At 70.8% G+C, this 14,420-nt stretch carries 12 protein-coding genes; 9 read left to right on the top strand and 3 right to left on the bottom strand.

Going from position 1 to position 14,420, the window contains the following annotated elements; translation table 11 throughout:
• Positions 1–43: 43 nt before the first annotated feature.
• Positions 44–1,276 (bottom strand): LCP family protein, encoded by a 1,233-nt coding sequence (locus R2740_RS02185; protein ID WP_371301042.1) that lies wholly within the window; start codon positions 1,274–1,276, stop codon positions 44–46.
• A 180-nt stretch (positions 1,277–1,456) separates the two neighbouring features.
• Between R2740_RS02185 and R2740_RS02190 the strand changes: the two genes are divergently transcribed.
• From R2740_RS02190 to R2740_RS02230, 9 genes are all read left to right on the top strand, one after another.
• On the top strand, positions 1,457–2,962 hold the full coding sequence (locus R2740_RS02190) for an LCP family protein (RefSeq protein ID WP_371301043.1): 1,506 nt from the start codon (positions 1,457–1,459) through the stop codon (positions 2,960–2,962).
• A gap of 34 nt (positions 2,963–2,996) precedes the next feature.
• Positions 2,997–3,926 (top strand): glycosyltransferase family 2 protein, encoded by a 930-nt coding sequence (locus R2740_RS02195; RefSeq protein ID WP_371301044.1) that lies wholly within the window; start codon positions 2,997–2,999, stop codon positions 3,924–3,926.
• Positions 3,923–4,840, top strand: coding sequence for a glycosyltransferase family 2 protein (locus tag R2740_RS02200; RefSeq protein WP_371301045.1), 918 nt, complete (start codon positions 3,923–3,925; stop codon positions 4,838–4,840). The genes R2740_RS02195 and R2740_RS02200 overlap by 4 nt, the downstream gene beginning before the upstream one ends.
• Before the next feature lie 40 nt (positions 4,841–4,880).
• On the top strand, positions 4,881–6,071 hold the full coding sequence (glf, locus tag R2740_RS02205) for a UDP-galactopyranose mutase (protein ID WP_371301046.1): 1,191 nt from the start codon (positions 4,881–4,883) through the stop codon (positions 6,069–6,071).
• Positions 6,068–7,195 carry a hypothetical protein gene (locus tag R2740_RS02210; protein WP_371301047.1) on the top strand — a complete coding sequence of 376 codons (1,128 nt, stop codon included), beginning with the start codon at positions 6,068–6,070 and terminating at the stop codon, positions 7,193–7,195. The genes glf and R2740_RS02210 overlap by 4 nt, the downstream gene beginning before the upstream one ends.
• The gene (locus tag R2740_RS02215) at positions 7,147–8,058 is read left to right on the top strand and encodes a glycosyltransferase (protein ID WP_371301177.1); all 912 of its coding nucleotides are present in this window, start codon (positions 7,147–7,149) and stop codon (positions 8,056–8,058) included. Before R2740_RS02210 ends, R2740_RS02215 begins: the two co-directional genes overlap by 49 nt.
• Positions 8,051–8,947, top strand: a complete 897-nt coding sequence (locus tag R2740_RS02220; protein WP_371301048.1) for an ABC transporter permease — start codon at positions 8,051–8,053, stop codon at positions 8,945–8,947. Before R2740_RS02215 ends, R2740_RS02220 begins: the two co-directional genes overlap by 8 nt.
• Positions 8,947–9,723: an ABC transporter ATP-binding protein gene (locus R2740_RS02225; RefSeq protein WP_371301049.1), complete on the top strand. Its 777-nt coding sequence runs from the start codon at positions 8,947–8,949 to the stop codon at positions 9,721–9,723. The genes R2740_RS02220 and R2740_RS02225 overlap by 1 nt, the downstream gene beginning before the upstream one ends.
• 313 nt (positions 9,724–10,036) lie before the next feature.
• A complete protein-coding gene (locus R2740_RS02230; protein ID WP_371301050.1) occupies positions 10,037–12,919 on the top strand; it encodes an FG-GAP-like repeat-containing protein in 2,883 nt (960 codons plus the stop codon).
• 15 nt (positions 12,920–12,934) lie between these two features.
• On the opposite strand, the gene R2740_RS02235 is transcribed toward R2740_RS02230, so the two are convergent.
• Positions 12,935–13,636, bottom strand: a complete 702-nt coding sequence (locus R2740_RS02235; protein ID WP_371301051.1) for a TIGR03089 family protein — start codon at positions 13,634–13,636, stop codon at positions 12,935–12,937.
• Between the two features lie 8 nt (positions 13,637–13,644).
• Positions 13,645–14,397, bottom strand: a complete 753-nt coding sequence (locus R2740_RS02240; protein ID WP_371301052.1) for a DUF3105 domain-containing protein — start codon at positions 14,395–14,397, stop codon at positions 13,645–13,647.
• Positions 14,398–14,420: the final 23 nt, after the last annotated feature.

Genomic DNA, 14,420 nt, shown 5'->3' on the forward strand with positions numbered 1-14,420 from the left:
CTTCGACGCCCGCCGGTGCCGGACGGTTCCACCCCGGGCGGCGTCAGCTGGGCAGCCCGGAGGGCGAGCAGAGGTTCTTGCCGATCTTGTCGGTCTGGTCCTTGATGATCCGGTCGAACATCTGCTGCGAGCGCTCGGCGTCCCACTCGACGGACAGGTTGGCGATCGGAACGCCGCAGGTGAGGCCGGACTTGCCGGACACGTGGGTCATCGCCCACGCGAACCGACCGAGCGCGATCGGGCCGGTGCCCTTGCTGATGCGCAGCGAGTCGGCGGCCGAGGAGTTGAGCCGGAAGTAGCGGACCGGGTTGAGGACCGACCACGGCGAGACCGCCTTGTGGCCGACGGCGGAGACGACCTCGCGCTGGTGCTGGGCGCGGTCGATGTCGCCGAGCGCGGAGGTGTGCCGCGAACGGGCGTAGCCGAGGGCGGTGACCCCGTCGGCCTCCTGGCAGCCCTTCTTGATGTCCAGGTTGGCCAGCGGGTCCTTCATGGCCTCCTTGGGGCAGATCTCGATGCCCCCGACCGCGTCGACCACGTTGACGAAGCCACCGAAGCCGATCTCGACGTAGTGGTCGATGTGGATGCCGGTGTCCTGCTCGATCGTCTGCACCAGCAGCTTCGGGCCGCCGTAGGCGAAGGCCGCGTTGATCTTGGTGCGTCCGTGGCCGGGCACCTCGACGAGGGAGTCCCGGGGGATCGACATCAGCAGGTCGGGACCGGAGCCGATGTGCAGCAGCATGATGGTGTCGGTGCGCTGGCCGGTGGCGCCACCGGTGCCGAGCTTCTTGCGCTCCGCGCCTGTCAGGCCGGCGCGGGAGTCGCTGCCGACCAGGAGGTACGTCGTCCCGGGCTGGTCGCCGGGCCGGTCGCCGTTCGGGAACGCGTTGACCTTGTCGACCTTGCTCCACGCCCAGAGGGGTACGGCGACCAGGAAGGCCAGCCAGGCGACCAGCACGAGCGTCACGATCCGTCGCCAGGGGCGCTTGCGGCGCGGCCGAGACTCGGGTGGCGGGGCGACCGGGGGAGGGGTGGGCCGGGCCGTGGGGCGAGGCGGTGGGGCGCCGCCGCCGGCGGCAGCGGGCGCCACCGTGGCTCGCAACGGCACCGTCTCGTCGGCGGCCGCGGTCGGCCGGGTCGCGGTCTCGCGCGGCATCGTCGGGAGGCGGCGGGTGGCGTCGGCCGGCGGCTCGCCGGCCCCACCGTAGAGCCAGTCGTACTCCGGCGTCCCCTCGGCGGGAGCGTCGCCCCGGCCGGGTCGAGGGCGGTCGGTCATGGCCACGACGGTAGCGGGTGGGCACGACCGCGGCCGATTCCGCGCGGCCGGGCCGGGGTCGGCCAGGAGCGCTCCCGCAGGCTCGCGGCGCGTCGTGCCACGCTGTGACGGGTGTGACTGGTGATACTGAGGGCACGCTCTACCCGTTCCAGGCGCCTCCCGTTTCCTAGAGAGGGAACCATGCCGACCCGTCCTTCCCCCGGGTCGTCGGCCGACCAGGCCGCCGTACCTCCCGGCGTCACGCCGGCCGCCCCCACGTCCCGTGCCGCGCACTCCGAGCGCGCCGCTCGGGTGCGCTTCCGTCGCGCGGTCACGCTGATGCTGATGACGCTGGTCTGGCCGGGCACGGCCCAGCTGGTCGCCGGCAACCGCCGGATCGCGCGGATCGCCATGTGGACCTGGGTCGGCCTGCTGGGTCTGGGAGCGGTGCTGGTCGGGCTGCTGCTGTGGAACCGCGAGGCTCTGCTCTCGCTCGCCCTGCAGCCGACGCTGCTGCTGCTGCTCCGGATGCTGCTGATCGCCGGGGCGCTCGCCTGGGCAGCCCTGTTCGTGGACGCCTGGCGGCTGGGTCAGCCGCTCAGCCTGCGCCAGAACCACCGCCTCGCCGTCGTCGGGATCAACGGCTTCCTGTCCCTGACCGTCGCCGGATCGCTGCTCTTCGGCGCGCACCTGGTCGGAGTCCAGCGCGACTTCATCATCACCATGTTCGGCAACGGGACCGCCACCGGCGCCCACGACGGCCGCTACAACGTGCTCCTCATGGGTGGCGACTCGGGCGCCGGACGGTGGGGGCTGCGACCCGACTCCATGACGATCGCCAGCATCGACGCGGTCACCGGCAAGACCGTGCTGATCGGTCTGCCGCGCAACATGTCGGCGTTCCCCTTCGCCGACGGCTCGGTGATGGACAAGCAGTTCCCGCACGGGTTCTCCGGCTCCGCATGCGAGCCCTACTGCTACCTCAACAGCGTCAGCACCTGGGCGGGCGATCACCCGCAGCTGTTCAAGAAGTCGAAGAACCCCGGCGTCGACGCGACCATCATGGCGATCGAGGGCATCACCGGACTCAAGGTCAACTACTGGGCGATGGTCAACCTGCAGGGCTTCAAGGACCTCGTCGACGCGGTGGGCGGGGTCAAGCTCAACGTCCGGCAGCCGATCCCGATCGGCGGCCTCGGTGACGACGTCGTCGACTACGTCAAGCCGGGTGTGCAGACGCTCAACGGCATGCAGACCCTCTGGTTCGCGCGCGCCCGCGAGGGCTCCGACGACTACTCGCGGATGGCCCGCCAGAAGTGCGTGATGAACGCCATGCTCCAGCAGATCTCGCCGCAGACCGCGGTGCGCAACTTCGAGCAGATCGCCAAGGCCAGCACGGCGATGATCTCCACCGACGTGCCGCGCTCCGAGCTGGACCGCTTCGTGCAGCTGGCGCTCAAGGCGAAGAGCCAGAAGATCTCGACCGTCTCGCTGGTGCCACCGCTGATCAACACCGGCGACCCCGACATCGACGTGATCCGCGAGGCGATCCAGAGCGCCGTCGACCGCTCGGAGGGCGACGCCCCCCAGGCGTCGAAGAAGGCTCGCAAGAAGGCCCGCTCCGGCCCGGTCACCGGCGGCTCGCTCGGCTCGCTCCAGGACGGCTACGCCGCCAACCAGTCCGACAACCTCGCCGCGTCCTGCTGAGGCCGGCGCCGGACCGGGTCCTAGGCTGGCGTCCGTGACCGACGTACCGCGGCAGGACCCGAGGATCGTCGCGGTCGTCGTCACCTTCAACCGTCTGGCACTCGTACGCCGGCTGCTCGAGCGCCTCGCCACGGTCCCGCGGATCGACGAGGTCCTCGTCGTCGACAACGCGTCCACCGACGGCACCAGGGAGTGGCTGGCAGGGCTCGACCCGTTCGGTGCGGTCGTCCCGATGCTGCTCGACCACAACAGCGGGGGAGCCGGCGGCTTCCAGGTGGGCATCGACGAGGCGGTCGCCCGCGGCGCCGACCTGATCTGGTTGATGGACGACGACGGGCTGCCCGACCGCGAGTGCCTCGACCGGCTCCTCGAGCACGACGGCGAGCTGGACTTCTGGGGGCCGCTCGTCGTCGACGAGGACCGGCCCGGCCGGCTGGTCTTCCCGATCCGCCTGCCCGGGCGGACCAAGGTCGTCCACGAGCTCGCCGACGTGCGACGCGCCGCGACCGACGGACTGATCCGCGACGTGGTGATCCCGTTCAACGGGGTGCTGGTGACCCGGGAGCTGGTGGCCCGGATCGGCTCGGTGCGCGGCGACTTCTTCATCTGGGGCGACGACCACGAGTACCGCCTGCGTGCCGAGGAGGCGGGTGCCCGCGTCGCCACCGTCGTCGACGCCGTGGTGCGGCACCCGGCGGTGGGCGACCTCGGGACGCCGATGGCGTTCGGCCGGTCGACGTACAACCACAGCCCGAGCGACCTCAAGGGCTACTGCATGGCCCGCAACAACCTGGTCAACCTGCGGCGCTACCGCGGCAACGCGCACGCAGCGGCCTTCGTCGCCAAGACCGTGTGGTTCTACACGCTCACCCGCCCCGACCGGGAGCGGCTGCGGCTCAGCCTGGCGGCGATGCGCGACGGGCTCCGAGGCGACTTCACCGGGCACCGGAGGTTCCTCGGGTGAGCGAGCCCCGCAGTGAGTCCGTCGCCGTCGTCGTGGTGACCTTCAACCGGGCCGACCTGCTGGCCCGGATGCTCGACGGGCTGGCCGCGCAGACCCACCGGCCCGACGCGGTCTTCGTCATCGACAACGCCTCGGCCGACCACACCCGAGCGGTGCTCGAGGCGCGTGCCGACCTGCCGCTCGTGGTCACCCACAGCGAGGAGAACCTCGGCGGGGCCGGCGGCTTCCATCTCGGCGTCGAGCAGGCCTATGCCGCCGGGCACGACCGGATCTGGCTGATGGACGACGACGTGGTGCCCGCGCCGACCTGCCTCGAGGTGCTGATGGGTCACCAGGAGTCGTGCCTGATGGCGGTCCGTGAGGACCTGCGCGGCGCGCTCGTGGAGAAGGCCGCGATCCACTTCGACCTGCGTCGCCCGCACGCCATCCGGCCCAAGCGGGCCTCCGTCGAGTCGGTCTACGCCGACCGCGCGTCGATGCCCGAGCGGGTGGAGATCGAGAACGTCGCCTTCGAGGGGTTCATGGTGCACCGGCGGGTGGTCGACGCGATCGGCCTGCCCGACCCGGCGTACTTCATCTTCTACGACGACGTCGACTTCGCCGTCCGCGCCCGTCGGGCGGGGTTCCGGATCTGGGCCGTCCGCGACGCCGTGCTGGTGCGCCAGCTCGACTTCGACCAGCAGCACGCGCTGGACACCTGGAAGGGCTACTACATGTACCGCAACCTCTTCGTGGTGCACTTCCGGCACGGCGAGAACGCCCTGGTCCGCGCCAAGCCCTATGCCATCGCCGCCGCCGTCGTCGCGCTCAGCCCGTTGCGCGGCGGCCGCGCCGAGGCGGCCAACGTGACCCGCGCCATCCGGGACGCGCGGGGGATGCGTCGCGATGCGGGGCGGACCCCCGGTCGCGGCTAGACTTGCCGCCGCTTCGCCAACCATCAGGAGTCCCTGTCCCGTGAGCACGTCCGAGCTTCCCGATCTCGTCGTCGTCGGCTCCGGACTCTTCGGTCTGACCATCGCGGAGCGCTGCGCGAGCGAGCTCGGACTCAAGGTCCTGGTGCTCGAGCGGCGCTCCCACCTGGGCGGCAACGCCTACAGCGAGGTCGACCCGGAGACCGGCATCGAGGTCCACGTCTACGGCGCCCACCTGTTCCACACCTCCAACGAGCGGGTGTGGGAGTACGTCAACCGGTTCACGTCGTTCACCGGCTACCAGCACCGCGTGTTCGCGAAGTACCAGGGGCAGGTCTACTCCTTCCCGATGAACCTGGGCCTGCTCAACCAGTTCTTCGGCCGCTCCTTCACCCCCGACGAGGCGCGTGCGCACATCGCCGAGCAGGCCAGCGAGATCGACACCGCCGAGGCCAAGAACCTCGAGGAGAAGGCGATCTCGCTGATCGGCCGTCCGCTCTACGAGGCCTTCGTCAAGGGCTACACCGCCAAGCAGTGGCAGACCGACCCCAAGGAGCTGTCGCCGGACATCATCACCCGGCTGCCGGTGCGCTACACCTTCGACAACCGCTACTTCAACGACACCCACGAGGGTCTGCCCACCGACGGCTACACCGCGTGGCTGACGAGGATGGCCGACCACCCCCACATCGAGGTCCGTCTCGACACCGACTTCCTCGAGATCGCCGACGAGTTCCGCGGCAAGGTGCCGGTCGTCTACACCGGGCCGCTCGACGAGTACTTCGGTAACAGCGAGGGCCGGCTGTCCTGGCGGACCGTCGACCTGGAGCGCTCGGTCGTGGAGACCGACGACTTCCAGGGCACCTCGGTGATGAACTACAACGACGGCGACGTGCCGTTCACCCGGATCCACGAGTTCAAGCACTTCCACCCCGAGCGCACCCACCTCCCGGGCAAGACGGTGATCGTCCACGAGTACAGCCGCTTCGCCGAGGAGGGCGACGAGCCCTACTACCCGATCAACACGCCCGCCGACCGTGAGAAGCTGCTGCGCTACCGCGAGCTCGCGAAGGCCGAGGCCGCCGACAAGATGGTGCTCTTCGGCGGCCGGCTCGGCACCTACCAGTACCTCGACATGCACATGGCCATCGGCTCGGCGCTGTCGATGTACGACAACAAGCTGCGCCCGCACTTCACGGAGGGCGCGGCGCTCACCAGCGGAGGTGACGCATGACCACCCGCCTGCTGCAACGGCAGATCTTCCCCCTCGACCGAGACCTCGACGTGCTCCCGCTCTACGTCGACCCCGAGGAGGTCAACCTCGACGCCGACCGCTACACCATCGGCGGCAACCGCGCGGCGAAGGACCTCAACAACGCGGCGATCCGGCAGAAGACGTCGACCGGGGCGACGATCCACCCCGACCAGATCGAGTCGCGCACCGCGATCCGGGTCCGGTCGGGCGACAAGCTCTCCTTCGGCACCTACTTCAACGCCTTCCCCGCGAGCTACTGGCGACGCTGGACGATCGTCGACGAGGTCACCCTGACCATCGAGGTCGAGGGCCGGGGCGCGACGGTCGTGGTCTACAAGTCCATGGCTCGCGGCCACTCCCAGCGCGTGGAGGCGGCGAGCACGGGCTCCGACGACCGCGGCCGGTTCACCTTCGAGCTCTCGCTGAAGCCGTTCATCGACGGCGGGTGGTACTGGTACGACGTCGTGGCCGGCGACGAGGACGTCGTGGTCGGCTCGGCCGAGTGGACCGCGGAGGTGCCGGAGGACCGCGCCCAGCACGGCACGGTCGACTACTGCATCACCACCATGAACCGCCCCGACTTCGTCGCGAAGCTGCTCGGCCAGATCGCCGACGCCGAGGAGCTGCAGCCCTACCTCGACCAGGTGCTGGTGATGGAGCAGGGCACCCAGCTGATGCGTGACTCCGAGTTCTTCCCCGCCGCCGAGAAGGCGCTGGGGTCGCGGCTCCGGGTGATCGAGCAGGGCAACCTCGGCGGTTCCGGGGGATACGCCCGGGGCCAGCTGGAGTCGGTGCGCAAGGGCACGGCGACGTACGCCCTGATGATGGACGACGACATCGTCGTCGAGACCGAGGGCATCATCCGCGCCGTCACCTTCGGTGACCTGGCCCGGCGACCCACCATCGTCGGCGGCCACATGTTCAACCTCTACTCCCGGCGCGGCTGCACAGCTTCGGCGAGATCGTGCAGCCCTGGCGGTTCTGGTGGCAGACCCGCCTCGACGGCTACAGCGACTGGGACTTCGGCGCCCGCAACCTGCGCTCGGCGCGGTGGCTGCACAAGCGCGCCGACGTCGACTACAACGGCTGGTTCATGTGCCTGATCCCGCGGGTGGCGCTCGAGCAGGTGGGGCTCTCCCTGCCGCTGTTCCTCAAGTGGGACGACAGCGAGTTCGGCCTGCGGGCGAAGGGCGCCGGCTTCCCGACGGTCTCGCTGCCCGGCGCCGCGGTCTGGCACATCCCGTGGACCGACAAGAACGACGGACTCGACTGGCAGTCCTACTTCCACCAGCGCAACCGCTTCGTCGCCGCGCTGCTGCACTCGCCGTACCCTCGCGGCGGGCGGATGGTGCGCGAGTCCTTCAACCACCAGGTCAAGCACCTGGTCTCGATGCAGTACGCCACCGCCGAGATGCGCCACCAGGCGCTGGAGGACGTGCTGGCCGGGCCCTACGCCCTGCACGGTCAGCTGCCCACCAAGCTCGCCGAGGTGCGGGAGCTGATGACGCAGTTCAGCGACATGCAGCTCAAGGCCGACCGCGAGGCGCTGCCGCCGGTGCGCCGGGAGAAGCCGCCGAAGAAGGGCAAGGACGACGTCGAGATCCCGGGCCGGCTGTCCCAGCTGGTCACCGCGGGGCTCGCGCCGCTGCGGCAGCTGCGGCCGGTGCGGGAGATGTCGCGCGACTTCCCCGAGACCGACCTGACCGCCATGGATGCGCTGTGGTACCGCCTGGCCCGGTTCGACTCGGCCGTGGTGTCGATGAACGACGGCACCGGAGCGGCGTTCTACCGCCGCGACCCCGAGCGGTTCCGCGACCTGATGCGGCGTACCGTCGAGATCCACCAGCGGCTGCAGCGCGAGTGGCCACGGTTGGCCGAGGAGTACCGCGCGGCGCTGGGTGACATCACCTCCCCCGAGGCGTGGGAGGAGACCTTCCGGCCGTGGACGGAGCAGGCCGATGACTAGCGCGACGACCACCGTGTCCGCCTCGGAGGCACTGCCCCCGCTGGTGCCGCCGTCGGCGACCACGGGCCTCTTCGAGGTGTTCCGCCGGCGCTACCTGCTGCGGCTGCTGGTGCGGCGCGAGATCCAGGCCCGCTACTCCGGCTCGGTGCTGGGCATCCTGTGGTCCTACATCCAGCCGGCCGTGAAGCTGGCGATGTACTACTTCCTGTTCCAGATCATGATCGGCCGCGGGGCCGGCATCCCCAACTACGCCATCCACGTCTTCGCCGGGCTGGTGCTGGTGCACTACTTCACCGAGACGTTCTCCTCCGGCACCCGCTCGATCGTGCGCAACCGCGGCGTCGTGCAGAAGATGGCGGTCCCCCGCGAGATGTTCCCGGTGGCGTCGATGCTGGTGTCGGCCTACCACGTGGTGCCCGCCTTGGTGCTGCTGGTGGCGTTCACCTCGTCGAAGGGCTGGCGGCCGGATCCCGAGGGGATGCTCGCCGCGGTGCTCGGCTTCTCGCTGGTGATGGTGCTCGGCACCGCGTGCGCGCTCATGTTCAGCGTCGCCAACGTCTACTTCCGCGACTTCAGCAACGTGGTGCAGACCCTCACGCAGTTCGTGACGTTCAGCGTGCCGATGATCTACCCCTACAGCCTGGTCGACAAGCGCTTCGGCGAGGCGGCCGCCTACTACCTCTTCAACCCGATGGCCGAGGCGGTGCTGTTGTTCCAGCGGGCCTTCTGGGTGGGCTCCGCGGAGGACCCCGCCGCCACCGCCGCCCAGCACCTGCCCGACCATCTGTTCCGCTTCGGCTTCTACCACCTGGGCGCGGCGTTCGTCGTCCTCGCCATCGCCCAGCTCATCTTCAGCCGGCTGGAGAAGAAGATCCCGGAGCGCCTCTGATGGCCGAGTCGATCGTCGCCCGCGACGTCACCAAGTCCTTCACGATCCGCTACCACCGGACGCTGAAGCAGATGTCCGTGGCCGCCGTACGACGGCAGCAGCTGAGCAACTCGTTCAACGCGCTCGACGGCGTCTCGTTCACCATCCGTCAGGGTGAGTCCGTCGGCCTGATGGGCCTCAACGGCTCGGGCAAGTCGACGCTGCTCAAGATCATCAACGGCGTGATGAAGCCCGACTCCGGCGACGTGCTCACCCGGGGCCGGATCGCCGGACTGATCGCCACCGGTGCCGGCTTCCACCCGCAGCTGTCCGGCCGCGACAACATCTACCTCAACGCCGCCATCCTCGGGATGAGCGAGGCGGAGACCAAGCGCAAGCTCGACGACATCGTGGAGTTCTCCGAGCTTGGTTCGCACCTCGACGGGCAGGTCGGCCACTACAGCTCCGGCCAGTCCGCGCGGCTCGGTTTCGCGATCGCGATCCATGTCGACTCCGACATCTTCCTGGCCGACGAGGTGCTCGCGGTCGGCGACAAGCCGTTCAAGAAGAAGTGCCTGGAGCGGATGCAGGAGATCCGGGAGAGCGGCCGCACGCTCGTCTACGTCAGCCACGCCGCCGCCTCGGTCCGCAAGATGTGCGACCGGGTGATCGTGCTCGAGGACGGCCGGGTCGGCTTCGACGGCGATGTCGACGAGGGCATCCGCTACGTCAAGTACGACGACGACGAAGAGACCGATGCCGCCACCTCCGACGAGGAGCTCGGCGCCGACGTCTGACCGCGACATGCGGGAATTGGTCCCCCGAGATGCGGGAAATGGTCCCCCGACATCCGAGCTCCGGCTTGCCCGGGGACAGGTTGGGCACCACCGAGCGATGGTGGAACTCGGTCGACCATCGCCCGCATGTCGCGGCGACCTTTCCGGCATGTGGCGCGGCCATTTCCCGCATGTCGCGGAAAAATGGGGGAGGGGGCGGCGTGTCGAGTGGAAATTACAGAGTTGTAGTTACTCAGTTTCCCTTGCAGGCTGCTGTGACTGGTGTGAATCTTGAAACTCCTGTGACGTCTTCCCCCGCACGGAGAGTTCCCGCATGCGCCCCGGTCAGGCCCGATTTGTCACCGCGTGTCAGCAGCTGTTGGCACTGGCGGTGGTGTTCGCGGTGCTGACCCCGGCGGCCAGCGTCATCAGCCTCGATGTGGTCGGCCACGACGGCGCTCCGCTGGGCGGCGGAGGCCAGGGCTCGAGCCGCGGGCAGCACGCCGGGCGGCTGGCGTCCAGCGTGCCGACCGCCCCGGTGGACGCCGTGGTGCGGGAGTTCGCCCTCACCCCGCCCGCGGGCGCGCGGACGGCGCGCACGGCGCCGACCGGCCTGCTGTCCCGCTCGACGCTGGGGGCCTCGGGCCGGGTCCGGCTGGTCGGCACCCCCGAGCCGGTCCACGGCTACGGCTCCGTCGGCGTCTCCTGGGCCGGTGCGGCGCCGGCCGAGCAGGACCTCAGCATCTCGGTGCGCACCCTCACCGGGGAGGACTGGTCGGACTGGGAGACCGTGCCCTACGAGCCCGAGCACGGCCCCGACCCGGGCAGCGAGGAGGCCAAGCACGCGCGGCCCGGCACCGACCCGCTGCTGGTCGGCGACGTCGACCAGGTGCAGGTCCGCGTCGACGCGGCACCCGGGACGACGCCGGACGACATGAGGCTCGCCGTCATCGACCCGGGCACGGCCACCGACAGCCGCCGCGAGCTCCCCGCGATCGACACCGCCACCCTGGACGCTCCGTCGACCAGCACCCCGGGGAGCCCCACGACCGCCGACGAGCCGGCCCGCGAGACCAGCGACGGGGGTGACGGGACCGCGGCGCTGCAGGCGACGACGTACACCCCCAAGCCGAAGATCTTCTCCCGCGCGCAGTGGGGCGCCGACGAGTCGATCCGCGAGAAGTCGGCCCTGCACTACTACGAGGTGCACGCCGGCTTCGTCCACCACACGGTCAACGCCAACAGCTACACCCGCGCCGAGGTGCCAGCGCTGATCCGCGGCATCTACGCCTACCACGTGCGGGTCCGCGGCTGGAGCGACATCGGCTACAACTTCCTCGTCGACCGGTTCGGCCGGATCTGGGAGGGCCGGTACGGCGGCGTGGACCGGCCGGTCGTGGGCGCGCACACGCTGGGCTACAACGACTACTCCTTCGCGATGTCCGCGATCGGCAACTACGAGACCACCCGGCCCAGCCAGGCGGTGCTCAAGGCCTACGGCCGGCTGTTCGCCTGGAAGCTGAGCCTGCACGGCGTCGACGCGTCCTCGACGCACCAGCAGGTGGGGCCCACGGTGTTCCGGGCGATCAACGGGCACCGCGACGCCGCCGCGACCGCCTGTCCGGGGAAGTACCTCTATGCCAAGCTGCCCACCATCCGGCAGTACGCCAAGGCCGACCAGGAGAGCTGGTCGGGCCGCAACCGGGTCACCAACCTGGCGTCGTCGGCGTTCCCCGACCTCGTGGTGCGCCGCGCCTCCGACGGGCGCGTGTTCGTGGTGCCCACCGGCGGCACCACCAAGTTCCGCGCCCCCGCCGCCGTCGGGGGACTCTCCTCGACCGCGCTCGGCGCCTCGCCCGCGCACGTGGTCGCCTCCGCCGACCTCACCGGCGACGGAGTCAGCGACCTGGCGGTGCTCGACGACAGCGGACGGCTGAGCGTGCTGCCCGGCGACCGGTCCGGCTCCTTCGGAGCTCCGGTACGCCGCAACCGGCTGTTCGCCGGCCGGGACCTGCTGACCTCCCCGGGCGACCTCGACGAGGACGGCCACAACGACCTGGTGGCGCGCAACCCCAGCACCGGCGCGCTCAACTTCTACCGCGGCGACGGCACCGGCCGTTTCACCCGGATCGGGATCGGCGGGGACTGGAGTGGCTACACGCTGCTCTCGGGCGCCGGTGACCTCGACGGCGACGGCCATCTCGACCTGGTCGCCAAGGCGGCGGGCCAGCTCTGGCTGTTGCCCGGCAACGGTCATGGCCGGTTCGGCACCGCCGTCGCGCTGCCCGGGGACCGGTCGTCGGTCAACGCGCTGCTCGGGTTCGGCGACCTCACCCACGACGGCCGCGCGGACCTGCTGGTGCGTGACTCGACCACGGGTGCCGGCGCCATCCTGCCGGCGAAGGCGGACGGCACCTACGGCCGCCCGATCGGCTCCGTGATGCGGTTCAAGGGCGTCGCCGACCTGAGCGCCGCCGACCTCAGCGGCACCAAGCAGATCGACGCGATCGGCCGCAAGAAGGGCTCCTACGTGCTGATGAGGCACGCCGGCACCTTCGAGACCGGTGCGCCGATCGCCACCGGCATGCGGCTGCGCGGCGCGACCATGCTGCTCAACGTGGGCGACTGGGACCGGGACGGCTTCGGCGACGTGATCGTCCGCAACGGCAGCGACGGCAACCTCTACCTGCGCCGGGGCAAGGGCAACGGCCGCTTCGGGGCCCCCCAGCAGGTGGGCACCGGGTTCGGCAACGTGAAGCTGCTGGCCGCGGTCGGCGACATGACCGGCGACGGCTACCCCGACCTGATGGGCCAGCCCAGCGGCGGCGCGATGCGCATCTATCCCGGGGCGGGCCTCAACGGCCTCCGGCCCAGCTACGTCGCCTACGGCGGCATCAGCGCCGGGCGGCAGATCGGCGTCGGTCGGTGGAACGGCGATGGAGCCCCGGACAGCCTGCTGCGCAAGGGCAGCACCCTCAAGCTCTACCCGGGCAACGGACCCGGCGGGCTGGTGAGCAAGGTCCGGACGTTCGGCCTCGACCTGTCGCCGTACGACTGGGTGCTGGGCGTGGGTGACGCACAGCGCAACGGGCACGCCGACCTGGTGGTCCGTGAGAAGGCCACCGGCGACCTCTACCTGCTGCCCGGCACCAGCACCGGCTTCGCGTCGCGGATCTACCTCGGCTCGGGCTTCGGCGGCTACGACCTGGCCGGCTGACGGAGGCCGGGGCCGCTACGGCGCCGGCCAGCGGTCGGTGACCCGCTCGCTCGCGGCGACCGCCTCGAGATCGCTGCCCGCTCCGGCGAGCACCACCGACCCGCCGCGGGCCAGCGCCTGGGCGAAGCCGCGCCAGCCCTCGCTCGACGCGGGGTTGCGGGTGGTCAGCAGGCGACCGCCCTCGGTGACCAGCGTGCCGGCGGCGGCGTCTCGCCACAGCGCCGCCTGGGTGAGCCCGGGCAGCGCGGCGTCGTCGTCGTCCGGCGGGTCCCACGGCACGAACGCGTCCGGCTGCGACCAGACCTCGACGCCGAGGTCGTGCACGCCCGTGGGTACGCCGTCCGCGAAACGCCGGCCGAGGGGGTCCAGCGCCGTCGCGACGACCACGAGGTCGGTGGCCCGGTCGGCCCACGCGGGGAGCGAGTGCGGGCCGCAGACCACCGCGTCGGTCTCGCCCTCCCACACCACCTGGAGGCCGGCCCGCCAGGCGGCGCCGAGCAGCACCGGACCCAGCCAGTGGGTGGCCAGGTCGAGCAGCAGCCGGTCGCCGCGCTGCAGGTCGAGCTCGTCGACCAGCAGCGAGGCGGTCTTGGCCACCCAGTTGGCATAGGTGGTGACCGAGAGCTCGGTGCGCGCGCCCGCGTCGTAGGCGGTCACGAGCGGGCGCGCCGGAGCGGCCCGGAGCTCGCGGTCCAGCAGGTCGCCGAAGGTCGTCACCTCAGGCGTCACATCGCGTTGGGCTCGGGGGAGTCGAGGTAGGGGTACTCCTCCATGAAGGACTTCAGCGCCGCGCCGCTCGGGGCGGAGCAGTACTGCCACACGCCCTCCTGCTCGCCGGTGGCGTCCTGGCCCACGCCGCCGTTGGTCCAGTGGGTGAACGCGATGTGCTGGCCGTCGGGGAAGGCCGCGCCGTCGTCGGTGGTCCACGGCACCGCCTTGAACTTCAGCCGGAAGTTGTCGGTGCCGGCGTACTTGTCGGCGATCGCCTTGATGTCGTCCATCTCGGTGCTGTCGGCGGCGACCGTGTCGTCGTACCACAGCAGGGTGTAGCCGTGCTCGAGGTTGTGCACGAGCTTGCCGAGCGGCGGCCGGTCGTCGGCGGTGTAGAACTTGCGGTCCATCTCCTCCCAGATCCCCCAGTGGGTGCCGAAGGCCGGCGGGGCGTCGGGGTAGGTCATCGGCGTGCCCTCGGGCACGTGGTCGTTGTTGCCGTTGGCGGGCTTGCTGGTGATCTCACCGCAGGCCGACGCGGGCGCTCCGATCTGCTCGACGGCGAGCGAGCGGAACTCGCGGTTGTCCCACCACTGTCGGGAGACGTAGGGCACGCCGCTGCTGAACCACAGCGTGCTGCCCACCAGCGCGAGCGCGATCACCGTGCAGAAGCCGACGATGAGGATGCCGCGGCCGCGCGAGCCGCGCTGCTCGGCCTGGAGCTGCTGGACGCGGGCGCGCCGGTCGGCACTGGACGACTTGGCCACGAGGGGAGCTCCTGCGGGGTCAG

The sequence above is a fragment of the Nocardioides sp. genome, from assembly GCF_041393715.1.
Lineage (GTDB): Bacteria > Actinomycetota > Actinomycetes > Propionibacteriales > Nocardioidaceae > Nocardioides.